A 19,358-nucleotide genomic window follows, 5' to 3' on the forward strand; every position below is an offset into this window, starting at 1 on the left:
GAACAGCAAGCTTCTCTGCTTGTTATAATAAATTAAAACGAACAGGCCATGATCACAAACACAAAGCAACTTGCCATTCTTCAACTTCTGTTTTTTGTTTTCATGATCACCATGAATGCATTAGCCAATGGCTTACCCCTGAATGGTTATAACACAGGTGAGATCAGCGATATGTATCCCAACCTGTTTGTGCCGGCTGGTTTTACATTCAGTATTTGGGGAATTATTTATTTACTTCTGTTGGGATATGTTATTTACAGCACATCGGTATTGTGGAAACGGGATAAAGCAAATCCATTATCGAAAGCAGTCATAACGACTGCCAATTATTTCATATTGACCTGTGCGTTGAATGCTGTATGGATCATGATGTGGCACATGTTATTGATCGAATTATCATTGGTTTTGATGTTGGGATTTTTAGTGACACTTATTGTGATCTATAAAAAACTGCAACCACATCGAACCCAATCGACCGGTATACAAAAATTGTTTCTTTATGTTCCGTTTGTTGTGTACCTCGGTTGGATCAGTGTAGCAACGATTGCCAATACAACGGCTTTGTTAGTGCATTACAATTGGAATGGCTTTGGTATTGATGCAGTGATGTGGAGTTGTATGATGATTACCATCGCCGCACTGTTAGGTGCATTCTTCTCTATTTTTCGCAGAGATTTTTTTTACACGTTGGTGGTAGCATGGGCCTTGTATGGCATTTCTGTTTCACAAAAAGAGTATAGTGAAATTGTAACGATTGCATATGGAGGAATAAGCCTTTGTTTGGTAATGATTGTGATTGGATTGCTGCGTAGGGCAACTGTTAAGAGACCATCACCTCACACATAATTGTGAAGCCAGCTTGTTTTTATAGTGCATTGAACCGGTCTTGAGCCTTTTTGTAGTCTGGTCGCTTTGGAGTTGCCTGACTCGTAACACGCTGAAAATCAGAATTCGGAACCCTGAAACGAGCGTGGCAACAGGCGATTCCATGAGATACCTTGGCCGGCACCAAAAAATGCTTTTCCTTCTTCAAAAAAACCAAGCTCAAACCTCTTGCCTCACCGGCTTTTTAGCCTACATTTGCACCCCCGAATCAACTAAACAAATCGGGGCTATTTTATGTCAGAAAACGAAATTGTTAACTCAAACGCTGATGCACAGGAGAACGTGGAAGCAACACCAGTTGCCGAAACATCTACAGCGACAACAAAGGCACCTGTAGTTGAGCAAACTGCTCATGATGATTTTGATTGGAGCGTTGACAAGCGCAACGTAGCAATCTACAGCAAAGAAGAACGTGAAAAGTACGATTCAGTTTATGATGGTACGTTCAAGCAAGTAAACGATGCTGAAATTGTTGATGGCCAGGTTGTGGCATTAACAAAAACAGATGTGGTTGTAAACATTGGTTTTAAAAGTGATGGTCTTGTTTCGTTGAACGAGTTCCGTGATTTGCCAGGTTTAAAGATCGGCGACACTGTTGAAGTAATGGTTGTTGAAAAAGAAGACAGGGAAGGTCACTTACATCTTAGCCGCAAGCTTGCCCGTATCACACGTGCATGGGAGCGTATTATGGAAGTGCACAAAACCGGCGAAATTGTTACCGGTACTGTTACCAGCAAAACCAAAGGTGGTTTGATCGTTGATGTATTTGGAATGGAAACATTCTTACCAGGTTCACAAATTGATGTGAAGCCTGTAACAGATTACGATCAGTTTGTTGGCAAAACAATGGAGTTTAAAGTGGTGAAGATCAACGAAACCATCAAGAACGCTGTTGTAAGTCACAAAGCATTGATCGAAAGCGATATTGAAGCACAACGTGCGGTGATCATGGGCAAACTAGAAAAAGGTCAGGTACTGGAAGGTACTATCAAGAATATCACCGATTTCGGTGCGTTCCTTGACCTTGGTGGTGTTGATGGCTTGTTGTATATCACTGATATCAGTTGGGGCCGTATCAACCATCCAACAGAAGTGTTGAAGATGGATCAGAAATTGAACGTTGTAGTTCTCGACTTCGACGATGACAAAAAGCGTATCAGCCTTGGTCTGAAACAATTGACTCCGCATCCTTGGGATACACTCAGCGAAGACATTGCTGAAGGTAATACCGTAAAAGGTAAGGTAGTGAATATCGAAGACTACGGTGCATTCTTAGAGATCATGCCAGGTGTTGAAGGTTTGGTTCACGTAAGTGAGATCAGCTGGGCTAACACGCCGGTAAATGCAAAAGAATTCTTCAAAATGGGCGACGAACATGAAGCGAAAATTGTAACGCTTGATAAAGACTCCCGTAAGATGAGCTTGAGCATTAAGCAAATGAGTCAGGATCCTTGGAGCACAATTGAAGATACATTCCCTGTTGAAAGCAAGCACAAAGGTTTAGTGAAAAACATTACTCCTTATGGTGTGTTTGTTGAACTGAAAGCTGGTATCGGCGGTATGATCCACATCAGTGATCTCAGCTGGACCAAGCGTTTCAACCACCCAAGTGAATACACAAAGGTTGGACAGGATATCGACGTAATGATCCTCAGCATTGATAAGGAAAATCGCAAATTACAGTTGGGCCACAAACAACTGGAAGAAGATCCCTGGAATGCATTGGAAGAAACCTTCGCTATCGGTACTGTTCATGAAGGACATGTAACGAAGAAAGATGACAAAGGTGCAATTGTACAATTGCCTTATGGCATCGAGGGGTTTGCTCCAAACCGTCACCTCAACAAGGAAGATGGTAAGCAGGTAATGGCCGATGAAACTGCACAGTTTGTTGTGATCGAATTCGATCGTAACGAAAAACGTGTAGTGATCAGTCATGCACGCATATGGGAGAAAGCAATTGCAGACGAAAAGAACGCTGAGTTTAAAGAAAAGCAAGCTGATGCAGTACGCACCAAGAAAGCGGTGAAAGACGTACAAAGCAAAGTGGAAAAAACCACGCTTGGTGATTTAGGTGTACTGGCTGACTTAAAGAAAAAGTTAGACAGCGGTGCAGCTGATGAAGCGAAGAGCGAAGAAAAAGAAGGTTAATTTAACGCAACTTTCAATACAGGCCCATCGTTGAAAAACGATGGGCTTTTTTTTGCTGAGTAGTGAGCGTTTAGTTGTGAGTTCTGCCTAAAAGTTTCATTCACAATCCACCAGTAACCATTCACTTAATAAAGCTCAGTTAAGTGATTGCACCAAACTCATCATTCATCACTCATTATTCATCACTCATTATTCATCACTCATCATTCATTACCTTCGTAGCAAACAACCAACTCCTTCATGCGTTATTTCATTACCGGATTTATGGGCAGCGGAAAAACTTACTGGGGTAAACTATGGAGCGAAAAATATGGTTTGAAATTTTACGATCTTGATGAAGAAATTGAAAAGCGTGAAGGCAAATCAGTAACAGCCATTTTTGAAGAAAAGGGAGAAGAAGCGTTCAGGCAAATGGAAAAAGAAACGCTGTGTACTTACATGAAGCTGGATAATTTTATTTTAAGCTGTGGGGGAGGAGCCCCTTGTTTTCATAACAACATGAAGCGGATGAATGAACACGGCATTACCATCTATATTAAAAGTACCGTACAGCAATTGGTTGAGCGGTTGCATGTTGAAAAAGAAACCCGTCCGTTGATAGCAGGTATGGATGATGAAGTGTTGGCCCAGTTCATTGAAGCAAAACTTGCAGAACGTCAAAGCTGCTATCATCAGGCTATGTATCATTTGCCAGCTGAATTTATGAGTTTGGATAACTTTTATAAAATTATACGACGGAATGGATAAGCGTTTTTTATCGATCAGCTTTTTACTTGGGGCATTGGCTGTTGCATTGGGTGCGTTTGGTGCACATGCATTGAAAGAAATGGTAGACGAACATGCAATCGAAACTTATCAAACAGGTGTACAATATCATTTCTATCATGTAATTGCCCTGGCAATAACAGGCTTGCTATTAAAAAGTGGAACGAATGATTGGTACAAGCGTGCTGGTTACTTATTTATAACCGGCATTATTATTTTCAGTGGTTCATTGTATGCTATGACGTTTTTAAAAGCTGCTTCAGTTGAAGGTGTTGGCTGGTTAGGTGCCATTACTCCGCTTGGTGGTATTTGTTTTATTACTGGCTGGTTGTGTTTGTTGATGGGCGTAAAAACATTACCGAAATCCTAAAAAGGAATTTCCATTTTTACTGTTGTTCCATTGTTATTGTAAATAGAAAAGTTTCCTCCTATACTTTCCATACGTCGCTGCATGTTTTTTAATCCATTGCCAAATTGATTGAGTTGCTCCGTGTTAATTCCTTTGCCATTATCGCTGATCTCAATGATCATTTGATGATTGAACTGAATGCTGATGGTTACTTCTGTTGCGGCCGCATGCTTCATTACGTTGTTGATCGATTCTTTCAATACAAGAAAAATATTTCTTCGTTTTACACCCGATATCATTGTATTGGGAACTTCAGAAGGAACATTGATATGATACTCCATATCGAAATTATCTAAGTATTCAGAGGCATATGAACGGATATAGGCTACAAGACTATTCACTGTATCATTACCAGGGTTCATACTCCAGATGATCGCATTCATTTTGGTCATCAGTTCATTTGCGTTGTAGGATATGCGGGAAATTTCATCAATTGGTTGTGCTTTGGTTTTCTGCCGTGCAATTTCGCTCAGCAAACGAATGGCAGTAACACCGCTCCCTAACTCATCGTGCATATCAGCCGAAATTCTGCTTCGTTCATCCTGTTGGGCGCTCAATACAGCGATTTGTTTTTCGTATTCCTGTTTTTCCGCTTCTTGTTTAATGGCTTCATCCATCTTTACTTTTTCAATCAGTTCAATTTTGTTTTTATAAACAAGACCAAGCAGAAAGAATATGAGTTCAAGAAATATTCCCACTTCAAAGTACACCAGCGATTGACGGAACAAACCGGTAGCGGGTACAATGTTAGTTGTTGGCACAAGGATGAGGTATTGTGAGAAAGCGCCCATCAGCAGATTTGATACGTTGCCAGCCAACAGGTAATTCATCAGCCGGTTTCGTTTCACAATCCCCAGAATAATATACATCAGACCTAGAAAAATGAGAAAAAATTTGCTGGCGTTTTCAACAAATGCGAGGTTGTTGTAAGGTGAATTTGTAAAGTAAAAAACCGAAAAAATGATAAGAAATACACCCAAAACTACTTCTGCAATAATGAACATTTTATTGAGTGTAGGAAATTTTTTAGGCGTATCAAGAAACATACGGGTAAAACCGATGTAGAAAATATACCCCAGCATTTGCAAAAAATAATCGAGGTACTCTTCATTAAAAAAATTGAATGGTGTTGATCGTTTATAAAGTGCTGCCTTTAAAAACAACAAGACTGCCATGCATAAAGCATAGATGGAATAGTAAAGAAAAGCCCGTTTGTAATTCTGTACATAGTTTGCAAGAGAGTACAGCAACATCATCAGTAAAAGGCCGCAAAGTACATAGGTAAATGTGTTTACGCCATACCAGTTGGTGTGAATATTATTTACATGGGCCTCAAAAAAGATTGGATTGATGAGGTAGGGATTAAGGGTAATGATATTGGTTTTTGCATAACGGCTCCGTACCAGTATCTGCATTTCCACTCCCGGTTGTATGGTGAAATAGCGGTAGGCATCTTCATTTTTATCAGGATCAATTTGCTCTGGAATTTCTTTCCAGGGAAAATCATTATTTATTCTTGTAAAGAGTACACATTCTTTTGCATAGATACCTGGCGTGATAAAAAAATCACGGGGTTTGTCTTCATCATTGTTGATCCAAAAAAGCAGGTACACTTTTGAATCGATCATCAGGTGTTTTTTTGGGGGTTTTATATGCTTTTCGTTGAGGTGAAGAAACCTGATTCCCCGTAATGTCTGGATATCGGTATTGTTATTTGTGTCAATAAAGACATGCATATTTTTCGGTAAAAAATGCAGGTTCTTTACCGTTGATGTATAAATCACCGACAGGCTGGTATCCTCATGAGCCCTGGCCGTGGAAAACAGCAAGAGGAACAGAATAATGGGCAGGCAGTATTTTTTCATGAAGCAGAAGTTCCGCATCAAGATAAAAATTTTTTTGAGGAAACTGCTTTTCTTTTACCGGTTGTTAGGATGTTCCCATTCTTTATCTTTGTTCGTATGGCTGGAAACCGCTCGAAGGAAAAGAAGAAAAAGGGTAACCCTGAACAACTGAAGCAGGAAAAGGAGGAGCAGGTAACGATGAAGGAACTGGTGAAGGATGAACGAACGCATAAGATCACCGGCATTGCTTTCCTGATCACTTCGCTTGTATTGTTCATTGCATTTACTTCCTACCTGTTTACCTGGAAAGAAGATCAGGATAAAGTGTTGCGCTATGCAACCGGGGTATTATTCAATGAAGAAATGCAGGTAAATAATTTGCTTGGTCGTTTTGGTGCATGGATATCGCACCTGTTTTTTTATAAAGGCTTTGGTGTTGCATCTTACCTCGTTTGCACATTCTTTTTTATTGTAGGCGCTAACTTCCTTTTTGGAAAGAAGTTGTTTTCTATGGCCCGTAATCTCAAATATGTATTGGTAGGGTTGTTGGTTCTTCCGGTTTTCTTTTCCTTTTTTATGCAGGGATTTGGCTTTCCGTGGGGTGGTGCTTTTGGTAATTATGCTTCCGGTTGGTTAAGTGGATTTGTTGGTACAACTGGTACCGGACTTATCCTTTCTTTAGCGGCTGTTTCTTATTTCATCTGGCGCTTCAATCCTGTATTTAATCTGCCTGCTAAGAAACAAAAACAACCTGTTGTTGATCCGCTTCCTGAAGAAATAACCCAGCCTTTGGTGATCGATCTGGTTGAAGATAAACAAGCAAATAATCAGCTTAAAAAAGAATCGGCTTTTACAGCACCAACGTTTCCTGAAGATGATGCAAATCCTTTACACGAATTTTCGGTGATTGAAAAGGAAGAGTTAGCAAAGGAGCAAATAAATGTGTATGCACCTCCGGTTGCAGATGAACCAAAAGTAGAAATGGAGATTCCGGTTATTGAGAAGCCGAGAAAATCTGCTAAAGATGAATTAGCAGAAAGTGATTTGGCGCTGGAGATAAAAAATGCTGAGCCGGAAGAAGAAGAAGACGAGGAAACGCCTTCAGAAAAAAAGGTGGTTGAAAACCTGCCTCCGTATGATCCGTTTCTTGATCTGAAAGATTATAAGTTTCCATCGTTGAATTTATTGGAGAATCACGGTAGCGAAAAAATTGTGCAAGATCCGCATGAATTGGAGAACTACAAGAACCAGATCATTAATACGCTTCGCAACTACGATATTGAAATTCAAAAAATATTTGCAACCGTTGGTCCTACAGTTACATTGTATGAAATTGTACCGGCAGCTGGTGTGCGGATATCACGTATTAAAAATCTGGAAGATGATATTGCATTAAGTCTTGCTGCATTGGGCATACGTATCATTGCACCAATCCCCGGTAAAGGAACAATTGGTATTGAAGTGCCGAATGTAAAGAAGACAGTGGTGAGTATGAAAACATTGTTAGCGTCTGAAAAATTTCAGCATAACAATTTTGGGTTGCCTATTGCTATTGGTAAAAAGATCGACAATGAAAATTTCATTGTTGACTTAACCACCATGCCGCACTTGCTAATGGCGGGTGCAACGGGTCAAGGTAAATCGGTTGGATTAAATGCTATTCTTGTTTCCTTGTTGTACAAAAAGCATCCATCACAATTGAAATTGGTGTTGGTTGATCCTAAGAAAGTGGAGTTGAGTTTGTATCGTCACATTGAAAAACATTTTCTTGCGAAACTCCCAGGCGAAGAAGAAGCGATCATTACAGATACTAAGAAAGTAATCAATACATTGAATGCATTGTGTATTGAAATGGATAACCGTTACGACCTGTTAAAAGAAGCGGGTTGCCGTAATTTACGTGAATACAATGAAAAGTTTGTAGCACGTAAACTCAATCCCCAAAAAGGTCATCAATACCTGCCGTTTATTGTATTGGTTGTGGATGAATTTGCCGACCTGATCATGACGGCTGGTAAAGAAGTTGAAATGCCGATTGCCCGTTTGGCACAGTTGGCCCGTGCTGTTGGTATTCACCTGATCATTGCCACACAACGCCCTTCTGTAAATATTATCACCGGAACCATCAAAGCCAACTTCCCAGCAAGGATTGCGTTTAAGGTATCGTCTAAAGTCGATAGTCGTACCATTCTTGATACGGGTGGTGCAGAGCAGTTGATTGGTAAAGGAGACATGCTCATCAGTTATAATGGAGAGCTTACCCGTTTGCAATGTGCGTTTGTTGATACACCTGAGGTCGATGATATCGTTTCTTTTATCAGCAAGCAACGTGGTTATCCGCAGGCGTTCCTCCTGCCGGAGTATATTGATGAGAAGGAGCTGGAGAGTAAAGATTTTGACCTGAGCGACCGTGATCCGTTATTTGAAGATGCGGCACGATTGATCGTACAGAATCAGGTTGGTTCTACCTCATTGCTCCAACGCCGTATGAAGCTGGGTTACAACAGGGCAGGGCGTTTAATGGATCAGTTGGAGGCTGCCGGTATAGTTGGTGGAAGCCAGGGAAGCAAAGCAAGAGATGTGCTTATTAAAACCGAAGCTGAGCTCGATCAGCACCTTGAAATGATGGGATAAGCTGTTAAAGTTTGGCGAATGCATACTGCTTACCCAATTACAGGACAGATGCCTATCTTTGCGGCCCTACATTTGTTTAGTTCGGGGCAAAGCAAAATCTTAAGTTATTACGTTGCAACCTATCATCTTCATTTGCTATCTCAACTATCAGAAAGCCGGTGATGCAGAAAAAATCACTAACAATATTAACAAGTTAAACGAAAACCGATCGAATGAAACCAGTTTTATTAATTGTTGCCATCGTTCTCACAAGCATGTCCGGTATGGGGCAAACTTCCAATATGGGTAAAAGCGACCCTGAGGCAAAGAAAGTATTGGATGCTGTAAGTGCAAAATTCAAAACGTTTAAAGCTGTACAAGCTTTGTTCTCGTTTAAAAATGAAGACGCAAAAGGGAAAGTATTAGGTATTAAAAAAGGTACAGTTTACACAAAAGGAACTAAGTATCGTGTAACCATTACAGGCGCACAGGATATATTTTGCGATGGTGTGAATATCTGGACATACGATAAATCAGTAAATGAAGTAACGATCTCTAAATACGATCAGTCGCAAAGTTCGATCACACCACAAAAGATTTTTACCAATTTTTATGATAAAGATTTTCTTTATAAGTTGAATGGTGATAAGAAAGAAGCAGGAAAAACATTACAGGAAATTGAGTTAACACCTTTCGATAAAACAAAGTCGTTTTTTAAAGTAATTGTTTGGGTTGATAAGGCTGCCAAAACAATTTACAGTATGAAGGTGTTGGAGAAAAGCGGTAATAAATACACATACACCGTTTCTTCACTCAATGGAAAAGCTGCAATAGCCGATGCTCAATTTGCATTCGACAAAGCAAAATATCCGGGTGTTGAAGTAGTTGATCTTCGATAAAAAAACTTGATTTATAAACAAAAGAGCCGCAACTATTGTTGCGGCTCTTTTTATTTTTCAGGAGCTGTTTGTTATCTGATCAGGATAAAGCTGCCCTTTGTTGTTACGGGAATATTATCTTTTATGTATTTACAGAAGTATACAAATGTGCCGGGATCTTGTGGCTTGCCTTTTACTTCACCATTCCATCCTTGTCGGAAATCAGTAGATGAATAAACCATCTGTCCCCATCGGTTATAAACCGAAAGCGAGTAGTCTTGCAAATTAAATGCATTCAAAATTTTAAACTGATCGTTTCTGCCATCACCATTTGGTGTAAATGCATTGGGGAAGAGAATGACACAGTCTACACTTCGGATCATCACTTCATCGGATGCAGAACCACAGGCATTGGTTACAGTTACTGAATAAGTACCTGTTTGGTTTACAACCAATCGATCATTGGTTGAATTATCCTGCCATAAATAGGCGGAAAATAATCCCGGATATAGTTCTAAGGTATCACCTGTGCACAATTCCTTGTTGGGTCCAAGATTCGGACGAGGTTGAGTATCTACATTTAACACCAACGTTCGGATACTGTCACAACCATTTGCTGCAACCAATGTATCAACATATGTGCCTGCAATGGAATAGCCAAGATATGTTTGACCTTGACAAATTGTTTCAACTAAAGTTGTTCTGGAACTTGGCAATACAGTTAGGTTTAATGTCCGTATGCTATCGCAACCATTTGCTGCAACCAAGGTGTCAATGTAAGTCCCGGTTTGGTTGTAGCCAAGGAAGCTATCGCCTTCACAAATTGTTTCAGTAATTGTAAGAACAGATTTTGGAAGCACCGTAAGCGTTAGTGTTCGGATACTATCGCAACCAAGTGCTGTTCTTAATGTATCGATGTATACGCCCGTTGTGGTATAACCCTCCAGTGTATCGCCTTCGCAAATTGTTTGGCTTACAGCCGAAGTTTTACTGCCACCAATTCCAATTGTGACAGAATCAAGCTGGTTGCCGCAACCAGGCAGCGATACGGTCAAATAATATTTACCTGCACTCAAAACAGATGCGTTTGTAATAACAGGGTTTTGTTGGTTGCTGATGAAATTATTTGGTCCCGCCCATTGGTAAGTTGCGGTAAGCAATGTGTCAGCAAACAGTTCAATCCTTCCACCATCACAAATAAGTGGAGTCTTTGTACTTGCATTCGCATAGTTGTTATTAAAGCTGCTGAAGAAACCAAATGCAGTTCCTTCTCTGTCATTTCCGATCAGTACACCTAAGTGAAAGAACGTACGGGAGTTTGTGATTGTAACAGGGGCGTTTAATGCTGAAATCGAATTCGATAATAAGATGCTTGCTGACAGCCATTGATTTGCCGAGCCAGGTACGGGGGTAAAATTTGTTGCAGTAATAACACTGCTGCTACCATTCACTTTAAAGAAAGATTCGCCTCCGGCTCTCACCAATACATTTAGATAATTTGCACGACTGCTGCTTCTGGTATATGTTGCAGCCAAACTACCGGTACATTTTACTGGTGGCAATATAGCACCTCCTAATTCACAGCCAATACCGGAGATCTGATACACATAAACCGGATTTGAAGCCACAATATATGTTGATGAATTAGAAAGATTTGCCTGAAATGACTGCCCTGCATTTATAGTAGCAACTACAATCCCATCTTGCGATACTGTTGTAGCATTGGTAGTTGCAGTAATATAGATTTTTTCCTGCGTGCCTAATAAATAACCTTTTGTCGCAACATATTCCGTGCCTATGATATTGGTAGGAATGGTTTGATCACCAATCAAATCAGCACAGGCATAACCAGGTGATGTTGCCAGATCATCAGCTAACGTTATGGCTATCGGTTTGGTTGATGTAACTCTGGAACCTCCTAAATGCTCCGCTGCTGCCTGTGAAGTAGCAATGGCTGCATATGTTTGACCTCGGTTAAGTGTGATCGTAAATGGTACACCTGCAGCATGCCCAACAATATTTTTTGAAGGTGTAATAGTTACTGATGTATTATCATCCGATGCAACAATATTGAATGAAGAGTAAGGTAAGGGGTTATGTGTTGACGTGTTTGGTCCTGCATTCTGCGATGAGATAAAGAAATCATTCCCCAACGCATTCTTTCCCTTCAATACAAATAACTCAGGATTACGACTCGTGTGGTTCACTTCGTAATAAACGGATATCTGTGCTGTAGAAACAATTCGTATCCCTTTATTCTGCACTGCATTACCAGGTCCGCATTCAATTGAACCTAACCATGCTGTTAAATCGATGGATGCACTCGAGTTAGCTGGCAGATTAATTACTTGTGTGGGCAGTCCTCCTGCGGCAGGTTGAGAAATTGTTATGGTGCCAGCTTCTTTGAAAGACGCAATACGCAAGAAAGCAGGCTGGTCAAGACCGGTGCTTGATGAAATGTCCGGTGCAGCAAACCAAAATTCAGTATCAATCTGTGCAAAGGTGCTGAGAGTTGAAAGCAGAAAGCAGGTTAGTATTAAATAGGTTTTACTTATCCAATTCATGTGGTTGTTTTTGGATCGAATAGAATATTGGTTTATGTCGTTTGTCAACAGGGTACGTTCCGGTTAACAGCTCGAAAATAAAGAAGAGAAACGAAAAATACAACCCAATCGTATATAGTAGTAGGGAACAATTAGGAGATATGAGGGAAACCCATAGGAATTACCGTAATTTCTGCATGAGAGTTCATTCGAAAATTAGAAAAGGCCTTATCTAAGTTAAGCAGTTGATCTGCCTTGTGTATTGTAATATTGAACTAATTCCTGTTATATAAATGAAAAAGCCCGCAGTGGCGGGCTTTTTCATTTAAGTTTATTTGTTTTTTAAACGATCGGTCATGTAATCAAATCGTTTGCCGCTTACATCAGCCATATCAGGAATAGCTTCAACTTTATAAGCACCAGCATCAAGCTTTGCTTTTGTTTCGGAGAAGGCAGTTAGTGTTTGTTCAATATCTGCATCAGTATGTGCCGCAGAAGGAATCAAACGGTAAATGATATGTCCTTTTGGAATAACAGGATAAACAACAATAGAAGCAAAAATGTGATAGTTCTCACGCAGATCCATCACCATTGCAGTTGCTTCTTCAACACCTCCACTCATGTACACTGGAGTAACGGGGCTGTCTGTTTTACCAATGTCAAATCCTCTTTCTTTTAACCCTGTTTGCAATTTTTGAGCATTGCTCCATAACTTTTCTTTCAGTTCTGGCATTGTCTTCAACATTTCCAAACGTTTCAAGTTGCCAACCACAATCGGCATTGGTAAACTCTTGGCAAATATCTGGGAGCGGATGTTGTAACGGATATAATCAATAATTGCTTTTGGCCCAGCTAAAAACGCACCAATCGATGCCATTGATTTTGCAAATGTGCTGAAGTAAAGATCAATTTCTTCCTGGCAGCCTTGCTCTTCACCTGCACCGGCACCTGTTTTACCAAGTGTACCAAAACCGTGTGCATCATCTACCAATAAACGGAAATCATATTGTTTCTTCAAGTCACAGATCTCTTTCAGTTTACCTTGATCACCGGCCATTCCAAACACACCTTCTGTGATCAACAGAATACCACCTGCACCTTGTTTTTCAATAAGTGCTGTTGCACGTTGTAATTGCTTTTCGCAATCTTCCAAATCATTATGTTTAAACACATAACGATGACCAGGATGTAAACGCAAACCATCAATGATACATGCATGACTTTCTGCATCATACACAATTACATCATGGCGGCCGCAGATCGCATCGATCGTACTCATGATTCCCTGGTAACCGAAGTTCAACAGAATCGCATCTTCCTTTACTTCAAATTCGGCCAGTTCTCTTTCCAGTTGTTCGTGCAGCGTTGAGTTGCCACTCATCATACGGGCACCCATTGGATAGGCAAGTCCCCATTCTTTTGCTGCATCGGCATCCACTTTACGTATTTCCGGGTGATTGGCTAAACCGAGATAGTTGTTAAGACTCCACACAATTTTCTCTTTGCCACGAAACATCATACGGCTGCTGATAGGTCCTTCCAGTTTGGGGAAAGCGAAGTAACCGTGTGCTCTTTCTCTGTGCTGACCAATTGGTCCGGAATTCTTAAGCATCTTCTCAAAAATATCTGCCATATGATGAAATTGTTAAGGGTGAAAAATTTGCGGCAAAGGTAAGGTTTTGACACCGATCAGAAAAGGATGAAAACGAAGAGATTCGTTTGCACAAAAATCACTTTGTAAACAGGCAATCAACGGTATCTTTACCCCTCTAAATCAAATGTATGCGTTTTGTATTTTCTTTTCTTTTAATCCTTAGCTCTTTGCAGCTTACGGCACAGAAAACTTCAACAGTAAATCAGGCGGGCGTTACTGTTCAACGTCCGAAACTCGTGGTAGGGATTATGGTTGATCAAATGCGTTGGGATTATCTCTATCGCTTTTACGACCGTTATGCCGCCAATGGAGGATTTAAACGCATGCTCAACCAAGGTATGAGTTGTGAAAATGCGTTCATCAACTACGCACCTACCGTAACTGCATGTGGCCATACATCTGTTTATACCGGCAGTGTACCTGCTGTGCATGGTATTACCGGTAATGCCTGGTACGATAATGAACTGAAGCGAATTGTTTATTGCAGCGAAGACAAAACTGTAAAAACGGTTGGAAGCACTTCCAACGCAGGTGAAATGAGTCCACGTAATATGCTTGCGACTACTATTTGTGATGAATTAAAACTGGCAACCAACTTTCGCAGTAAAGTAATTGGTATCGCTATCAAAGATCGTGGAGGAATTTTGCCGGCAGGTCACAGCGCTGATGCAGCTTATTGGTACGATGGACGCAATGGTAACTGGATCACTTCAACTTATTACATGAATGATTTGCCACAATGGGTAAAATCGTTCAACGATAAAAAACATGTGGATGCATTTTATGCGAAAGGTTGGAACACCATGTATCCCATCAACAGTTATGGGCAAAGCACGAAAGATGAAAACGATTATGAAGCCAAACCATTTGGCGCTGAGCAGAAAGGTTTCCCTTATGATTTGAAACGGTTTGTTGGTAAAAACTACGGAACAGTTTCTTCAACGCCGCATGGAAATACGTTAACGATGATGCTTGCTAAAGAAGCAATTGCAAATGAAGAGTTGGGCAAAGATGCTGTTACAGATTTTCTTGCAGTAAGCTTTTCATCACCTGATTATATTGGTCATGCATTTGGTCCTAACTCAATTGAAGCTGAAGATGGTTTTTTACGTCTGGATAAAGATCTCGGTGAGCTGTTTGATTATCTCGACAGAACGGTTGGTAAAGGACAGTATGTAAGTTTTCTTACAGCCGATCATGGTGTGGCGCATGTACCTGGTTTTTCAACCGAACATAAATTGCCTGGCGGTGCTGTAGATGATAACAAAATGGTGAGCGATTTGAACAAACAATTGAAAGCTGCATATGGTGCTGATAATCTGGTATTGAGTGCCTACAATTATCAGATAACCATCAATCAGCATGTAATTGATTCAGCAAAGTTCGATCGTTCAGCAATTGTGCAAACAGTGATGAATTATGCACGTGCTATCAAAGGTGTTGATCGTGTATTTGAAATGAACATGTTGATGATGCAGCCCATGGCGGCTTTAGTAAAAGAAAGGATTGGTAATGGCTGGCATCCGAAACGCAGCGGCGATATTCAAATCATATTTGCACCGGGTTGGATCGATGGTGGCCCTACCGGAACCACACATGGTTTGTGGAACCCGTATGATAGTCATATTCCTTTGCTTTGGTACGGATGGGGAATCAAACCCGGCAAAAGCAATCAGGAAGTTTACATGACAGATATTGCAGCAACTCTTGCAGCATTATTGAAAATACAGATGCCGAGTGGTTGCGTTGGAAAACCTATTCTTCCGGTACTCCAGCAATAAAAATCCGGATATGAAGATTTAGCAGTTGACCTGCCTCTGGCATTAATGTTGGCACTATGATAAAGAATTACAGAAAGCCCCTTTTCGAGGGGCTTATCTGTCAAAATGACTAAAGCGAAAACTATGAATGAAAAGAATTTATTCTTACGTCCGTCTGATGAAGATGTTGATTTTTTACCCATCATCCCACTAAACGAAGCAGAATCAGACAATGATGAATTGGTTGATATACCCGATGAATTGCCGATTCTTCCATTACGAAATACGGTGTTGTTTCCGGGTGTTGTACTTCCCATTACTGTAGGACGAGATAAAAGTATACAGGCAGTTAATGAAGCATACAAAACAAACAAACTTGTAGGTGTTGTTGCTCAAAAAGACAGCAATGTAGAAGACCCTACAGTGATTGATCTTGAATATACAGGCACTATTGCAAAAGTGGTGAAGCTCATCAAAATGCCGGATGGCGGAACAACCGTGATCATTCAAGGGAAGAAACGTTTCCGCATCAACATGCTTACTTCCGATGATCCGTTCTTTAAAGCAAGCATTGAAGTGTTGCAGGAAGAACCAACTCCGGAGGATGAAAATTTTAAAGCAGTTGCGGGATCGATCAAAGATATGGCGGCACAGATCATTCAACTGTCGCCAAATATTCCGAGTGAAGCATCGATCATTTTAAAAAATATTGAGAACCCGGCGTTCCTGGTTCATTTTGTAAGCAACAATCTTAATAGTGATATATCCGATAAGCAACGTTTGCTCGAAACAAAAACCATTAAGCTGCGTGCTGAAATGTTGCTTACGTTGTTGCAGAAAGAACTGCAGTACACAGAGCTGAAAAACAAAGTCACTAATAAAACAAGAACCGAGCTGGATAAACAGCAGCGTGATTATTTTCTGCAGCAGCAAATGAAAAGCATCAAAGAAGAATTAGGTGGTGATGCAAACGACCTGGAGATCCAGGAGATGAAGAAGAAAGCAGAAAATAAAAAGTGGAGTGATGCTGCAAAAGAAATGTTCCGCAAAGGCATTGAGAAGCTGGAACGCATGCATCCATCTACTCCTGATTATTCAGTGGTGTATAATCATCTTGATCTGATGCTTGATCTGCCGTGGAATGAATATACCATCGATCAATACGATCTCAAGAAAGCAAAAAAAGTATTGGATCATGATCACTACGGAATTCAAAAAGTAAAAGAACGCATTCTTGAATATTTAGCGGTACTCAAGTTGAAGGGCGATATGAAGAGCCCCATATTGTGTTTACTCGGTCCTCCCGGTATTGGTAAAACATCATTGGGAAAAAGCGTAGCGTCTGCACTTGGCCGTAAGTACGTGCGTATCAGTCTTGGTGGTTTGCATGATGAAAGCGAGATCAGAGGTCATCGCAAAACATATATCGGCGCAATGCCGGGCCGTATCCTCCAATCATTGCGGAAAGTAAAAACGTCGAACCCTGTAATGATCCTCGATGAAATTGATAAGCTGGGGAACGATTTTCGTGGCGATCCTTCCAGTGCGTTGCTTGAGTTACTCGATCCTGAACAAAACCATACATTCTACGATAATTATCTTGAACTGGAATATGATCTCAGTAAAGTGTTGTTTGTGGCGACGGCCAACAGTTTAGCATCTATTCAACCTGCATTACGGGATCGTTTGGAAATTATTGATCTGAGTGGTTATGCAGTAGAGGAAAAAATTGAGATCGCTAAAAATTATCTTGTTCCAAAGCAGATCGAAGCACACGGACTTGTAAAAATTCCGTTCAAGATCAGCGATACCGTACTGCGAAAAGTAATTGAAGATTATACACGTGAAAGTGGTGTTCGTGAACTCGATCGTCAACTTGCATCGCTCATGCGTTCACAGGCAAAAGAAGTTGCCATTAAAGGAAAACTGAAACCTACGTTAACGGTCAATGATATTGAACGCATTCTAGGTAAACCCCGTTACAGCAATGAGATCTATAAAACGGCGAACATGCCGGGTGTTGCTGTTGGTCTTGCATGGACAGCAGTTGGTGGCGAAATTCTTTTTATTGAGACCAGCCTTGCTGAAGGCAAAGGAGAGTTGCGGTTAACCGGTAATCTCGGTAATGTGATGAAGGAAAGTGCGACTACCGCTCTCAGTTATCTGCAAGCCAACGCCAAAAAGATCGGAGTGGATTCAGATGATTTTCAAAAGAAAAATATTCATATTCATGTTCCTGAAGGGGCAGTGCCGAAAGATGGCCCGAGTGCAGGTATCACCATGCTTACAGCCATCAGCAGTGCATTTACCGGCAGAAGAGTAAAACCTTTTCTTGCAATGACAGGGGAGATCACACTGCGTGGACAAGTATTGCCAGTTGGTGGGATTAAAGAAAAGATATTAGCAGCGAAGCGTGCAGGTATCAAAGAAGTGATCCTTTGTTGGCAGAATGAAAAAGATGTACAGGAAATCAATTCTTTATACATTAAAGGAATGAAGTTTCATTATGTAAAAAGCATGCAGCAGGTTCTGGATCTTGCATTGCTTTAATTTTTTTGAAAAAAAGTTGGCCTTTGGCTGAACTAAATAAATCCAAGCTTGTTCTTCTTATCAACAAATATGAATTTATTTCATGTTGGTTGTTTTAAGGGTTAAAGAGATTCCCCCATTTCCATGGGGGATATTTTTTATATATCCTCTCTTCCTGAATAGCCTTTCTCGTTTTTGCCTAAATTACAGGCTTAGAATTCCTGTATGATCCGATTGGTATGTTTTGTGAGTTTGTTCTTTATCAACAGCAGCCTGTTTGCACAAACACTTGGTGGCAGCAGTGCGTATAATTTTCTGCGTTTTCCTGCCTCGCCGCAGTTATCAGCTTTAGGTGGAATTAATTTGACCAATCAATCGAATGATCTGTCGCTGGCTTTCGTCAATCCTTCGCAACTCGATTCAGCCATGCACACACAAATGGTGGCGAATTTTAATTCACTTGCTGCAGGTGTCAATAATGTCCATTGGATGCTGGCTTATCGGCATCCAAAGCTGCAAACAAATTTTGCCATCGGTGTTTTGTATTTCGATTATGGCAGTACACAACAAACAGATGCAGCGGGAAATATAGAGGGTGTTTACCGTCCACGGGATTATGTGGTACAGTTGATGGCAAGCAGAGAATATCTGACCCGTTGGAAATATGGAATAACAGTAAAATTTGTTGCAAGCAATTATGGAATGTACCGTTCATCTGCAATGGCTGCCGATGTAGGCGTTTTATACAGAGATACCGCTAACTTTTTGCAGGCAAGCATTGTAGCGGTAAACATGGGTGGACAATTGAAGCGATACAATCCTGCTGAACCGGAAGAGTTGCCATTCGATTTGCAAGCAGGTATTTCCAAACGACTGGCCAAAGCGCCCATCCGTTTTTCGTTGACAGCACATCATCTGCATCGCTTTGATATTTTGTATAACGATACCCTGTTCAACAACGATAATGGATTTGAAAATGTATCAACGAAAAAATTCACACTTGATAAACTGTTTCAACATTTTGTGTTTGCAACACAAATACTCATTGGAGAGCGGGTTGAACTAACGGCAGCGTATAACGTATTACGTGGAAAAGAATTAAAAGTATCAAACGGAGGAAATGGCCTTACGGGTTTTTCGCTGGGTGCTGGTGTACTGTTTTCAAAATTACAGTTGCGCTATGCAAGAACGCATTTTCAAAACAACACAGCCTATAATCAAATTGGATTAACGATGCCGCTCAATCGATCGTTCGGATTGGGAAGTTGGGGTGAGAAGGTTGGATGGTAAATTTAATTAGCAAAAAACTAATAGTGAAGCTTGATTA

The 19,358-nt window shown here is 40.6% G+C and carries 12 protein-coding genes; 9 read left to right on the forward strand and 3 right to left on the reverse strand.

Features of this window, described 5'->3' with window-relative positions:
• Positions 1-48: 48 nt before the first annotated feature.
• From WG989_RS19445 to WG989_RS19460, 4 genes are all read left to right on the forward strand, one after another.
• On the forward strand, positions 49-846 hold the full coding sequence (locus WG989_RS19445) for a TspO/MBR family protein (RefSeq protein WP_340431739.1): 798 nt from the start codon (positions 49-51) through the stop codon (positions 844-846).
• Between the two features lie 273 nt (positions 847-1,119).
• Positions 1,120-3,036: a 30S ribosomal protein S1 gene (gene rpsA, locus WG989_RS19450; RefSeq protein WP_340431740.1), complete on the forward strand. Its 1,917-nt coding sequence runs from the start codon at positions 1,120-1,122 to the stop codon at positions 3,034-3,036.
• Positions 3,037-3,276: 240 nt separating this feature from the next.
• Positions 3,277-3,783 carry a shikimate kinase gene (locus WG989_RS19455; protein WP_340431741.1) on the forward strand — a complete coding sequence of 169 codons (507 nt, stop codon included), beginning with the start codon at positions 3,277-3,279 and terminating at the stop codon, positions 3,781-3,783.
• Entirely contained in the window at positions 3,776-4,171 is a 396-nt protein-coding gene (locus tag WG989_RS19460) for a DUF423 domain-containing protein (RefSeq protein WP_340431742.1), read from the forward strand. Before WG989_RS19455 ends, WG989_RS19460 begins: the two co-directional genes overlap by 8 nt.
• On the opposite strand, the gene WG989_RS19465 is transcribed toward WG989_RS19460, so the two are convergent.
• Positions 4,168-5,838, reverse strand: coding sequence for a sensor histidine kinase (locus tag WG989_RS19465; RefSeq protein WP_340431744.1), 1,671 nt, complete (start codon positions 5,836-5,838; stop codon positions 4,168-4,170). The two genes, WG989_RS19460 and WG989_RS19465, sit on opposite strands and share 4 nt — an antisense overlap.
• 333 nt (positions 5,839-6,171) lie before the next feature.
• Between WG989_RS19465 and WG989_RS19470 the strand changes: the two genes are divergently transcribed.
• Positions 6,172-8,688, forward strand: coding sequence for an FtsK/SpoIIIE family DNA translocase (locus WG989_RS19470; RefSeq protein ID WP_340431746.1), 2,517 nt, complete (start codon positions 6,172-6,174; stop codon positions 8,686-8,688).
• A gap of 212 nt (positions 8,689-8,900) precedes the next feature.
• Positions 8,901-9,566, forward strand: a complete 666-nt coding sequence (gene lolA1, locus WG989_RS19475) for an outer membrane lipoprotein periplasmic chaperone LolA1 (protein ID WP_340431748.1) — start codon at positions 8,901-8,903, stop codon at positions 9,564-9,566.
• A gap of 71 nt (positions 9,567-9,637) precedes the next feature.
• On the opposite strand, the gene WG989_RS19480 is transcribed toward lolA1, so the two are convergent.
• A complete protein-coding gene (locus WG989_RS19480; RefSeq protein WP_340431749.1) occupies positions 9,638-12,109 on the reverse strand; it encodes a T9SS type B sorting domain-containing protein in 2,472 nt (823 codons plus the stop codon).
• 310 nt (positions 12,110-12,419) lie between these two features.
• On the reverse strand, positions 12,420-13,721 hold the full coding sequence (locus WG989_RS19485) for an aminotransferase class I/II-fold pyridoxal phosphate-dependent enzyme (protein ID WP_340431750.1): 1,302 nt from the start codon (positions 13,719-13,721) through the stop codon (positions 12,420-12,422).
• A 149-nt stretch (positions 13,722-13,870) separates the two neighbouring features.
• On the opposite strand from WG989_RS19485, the gene pafA reads away from it, so the two are divergent.
• From pafA to porQ, 3 genes are all read left to right on the forward strand, one after another.
• Positions 13,871-15,523 carry an alkaline phosphatase PafA gene (gene pafA / locus WG989_RS19490; RefSeq protein ID WP_340431751.1) on the forward strand — a complete coding sequence of 551 codons (1,653 nt, stop codon included), beginning with the start codon at positions 13,871-13,873 and terminating at the stop codon, positions 15,521-15,523.
• Between the two features lie 105 nt (positions 15,524-15,628).
• Positions 15,629-18,052, forward strand: a complete 2,424-nt coding sequence (lon, locus tag WG989_RS19495; RefSeq protein ID WP_340431752.1) for an endopeptidase La — start codon at positions 15,629-15,631, stop codon at positions 18,050-18,052.
• Positions 18,053-18,256: 204 nt separating this feature from the next.
• Complete coding sequence (gene porQ / locus WG989_RS19500) at positions 18,257-19,321, forward strand: type IX secretion system protein PorQ (protein WP_340431753.1); 1,065 nt, start codon at positions 18,257-18,259, stop codon at positions 19,319-19,321.
• Positions 19,322-19,358: the final 37 nt, after the last annotated feature.

This window comes from Lacibacter sp. H407 (assembly GCF_037892605.1).
Taxonomy (GTDB): domain Bacteria; phylum Bacteroidota; class Bacteroidia; order Chitinophagales; family Chitinophagaceae; genus Lacibacter.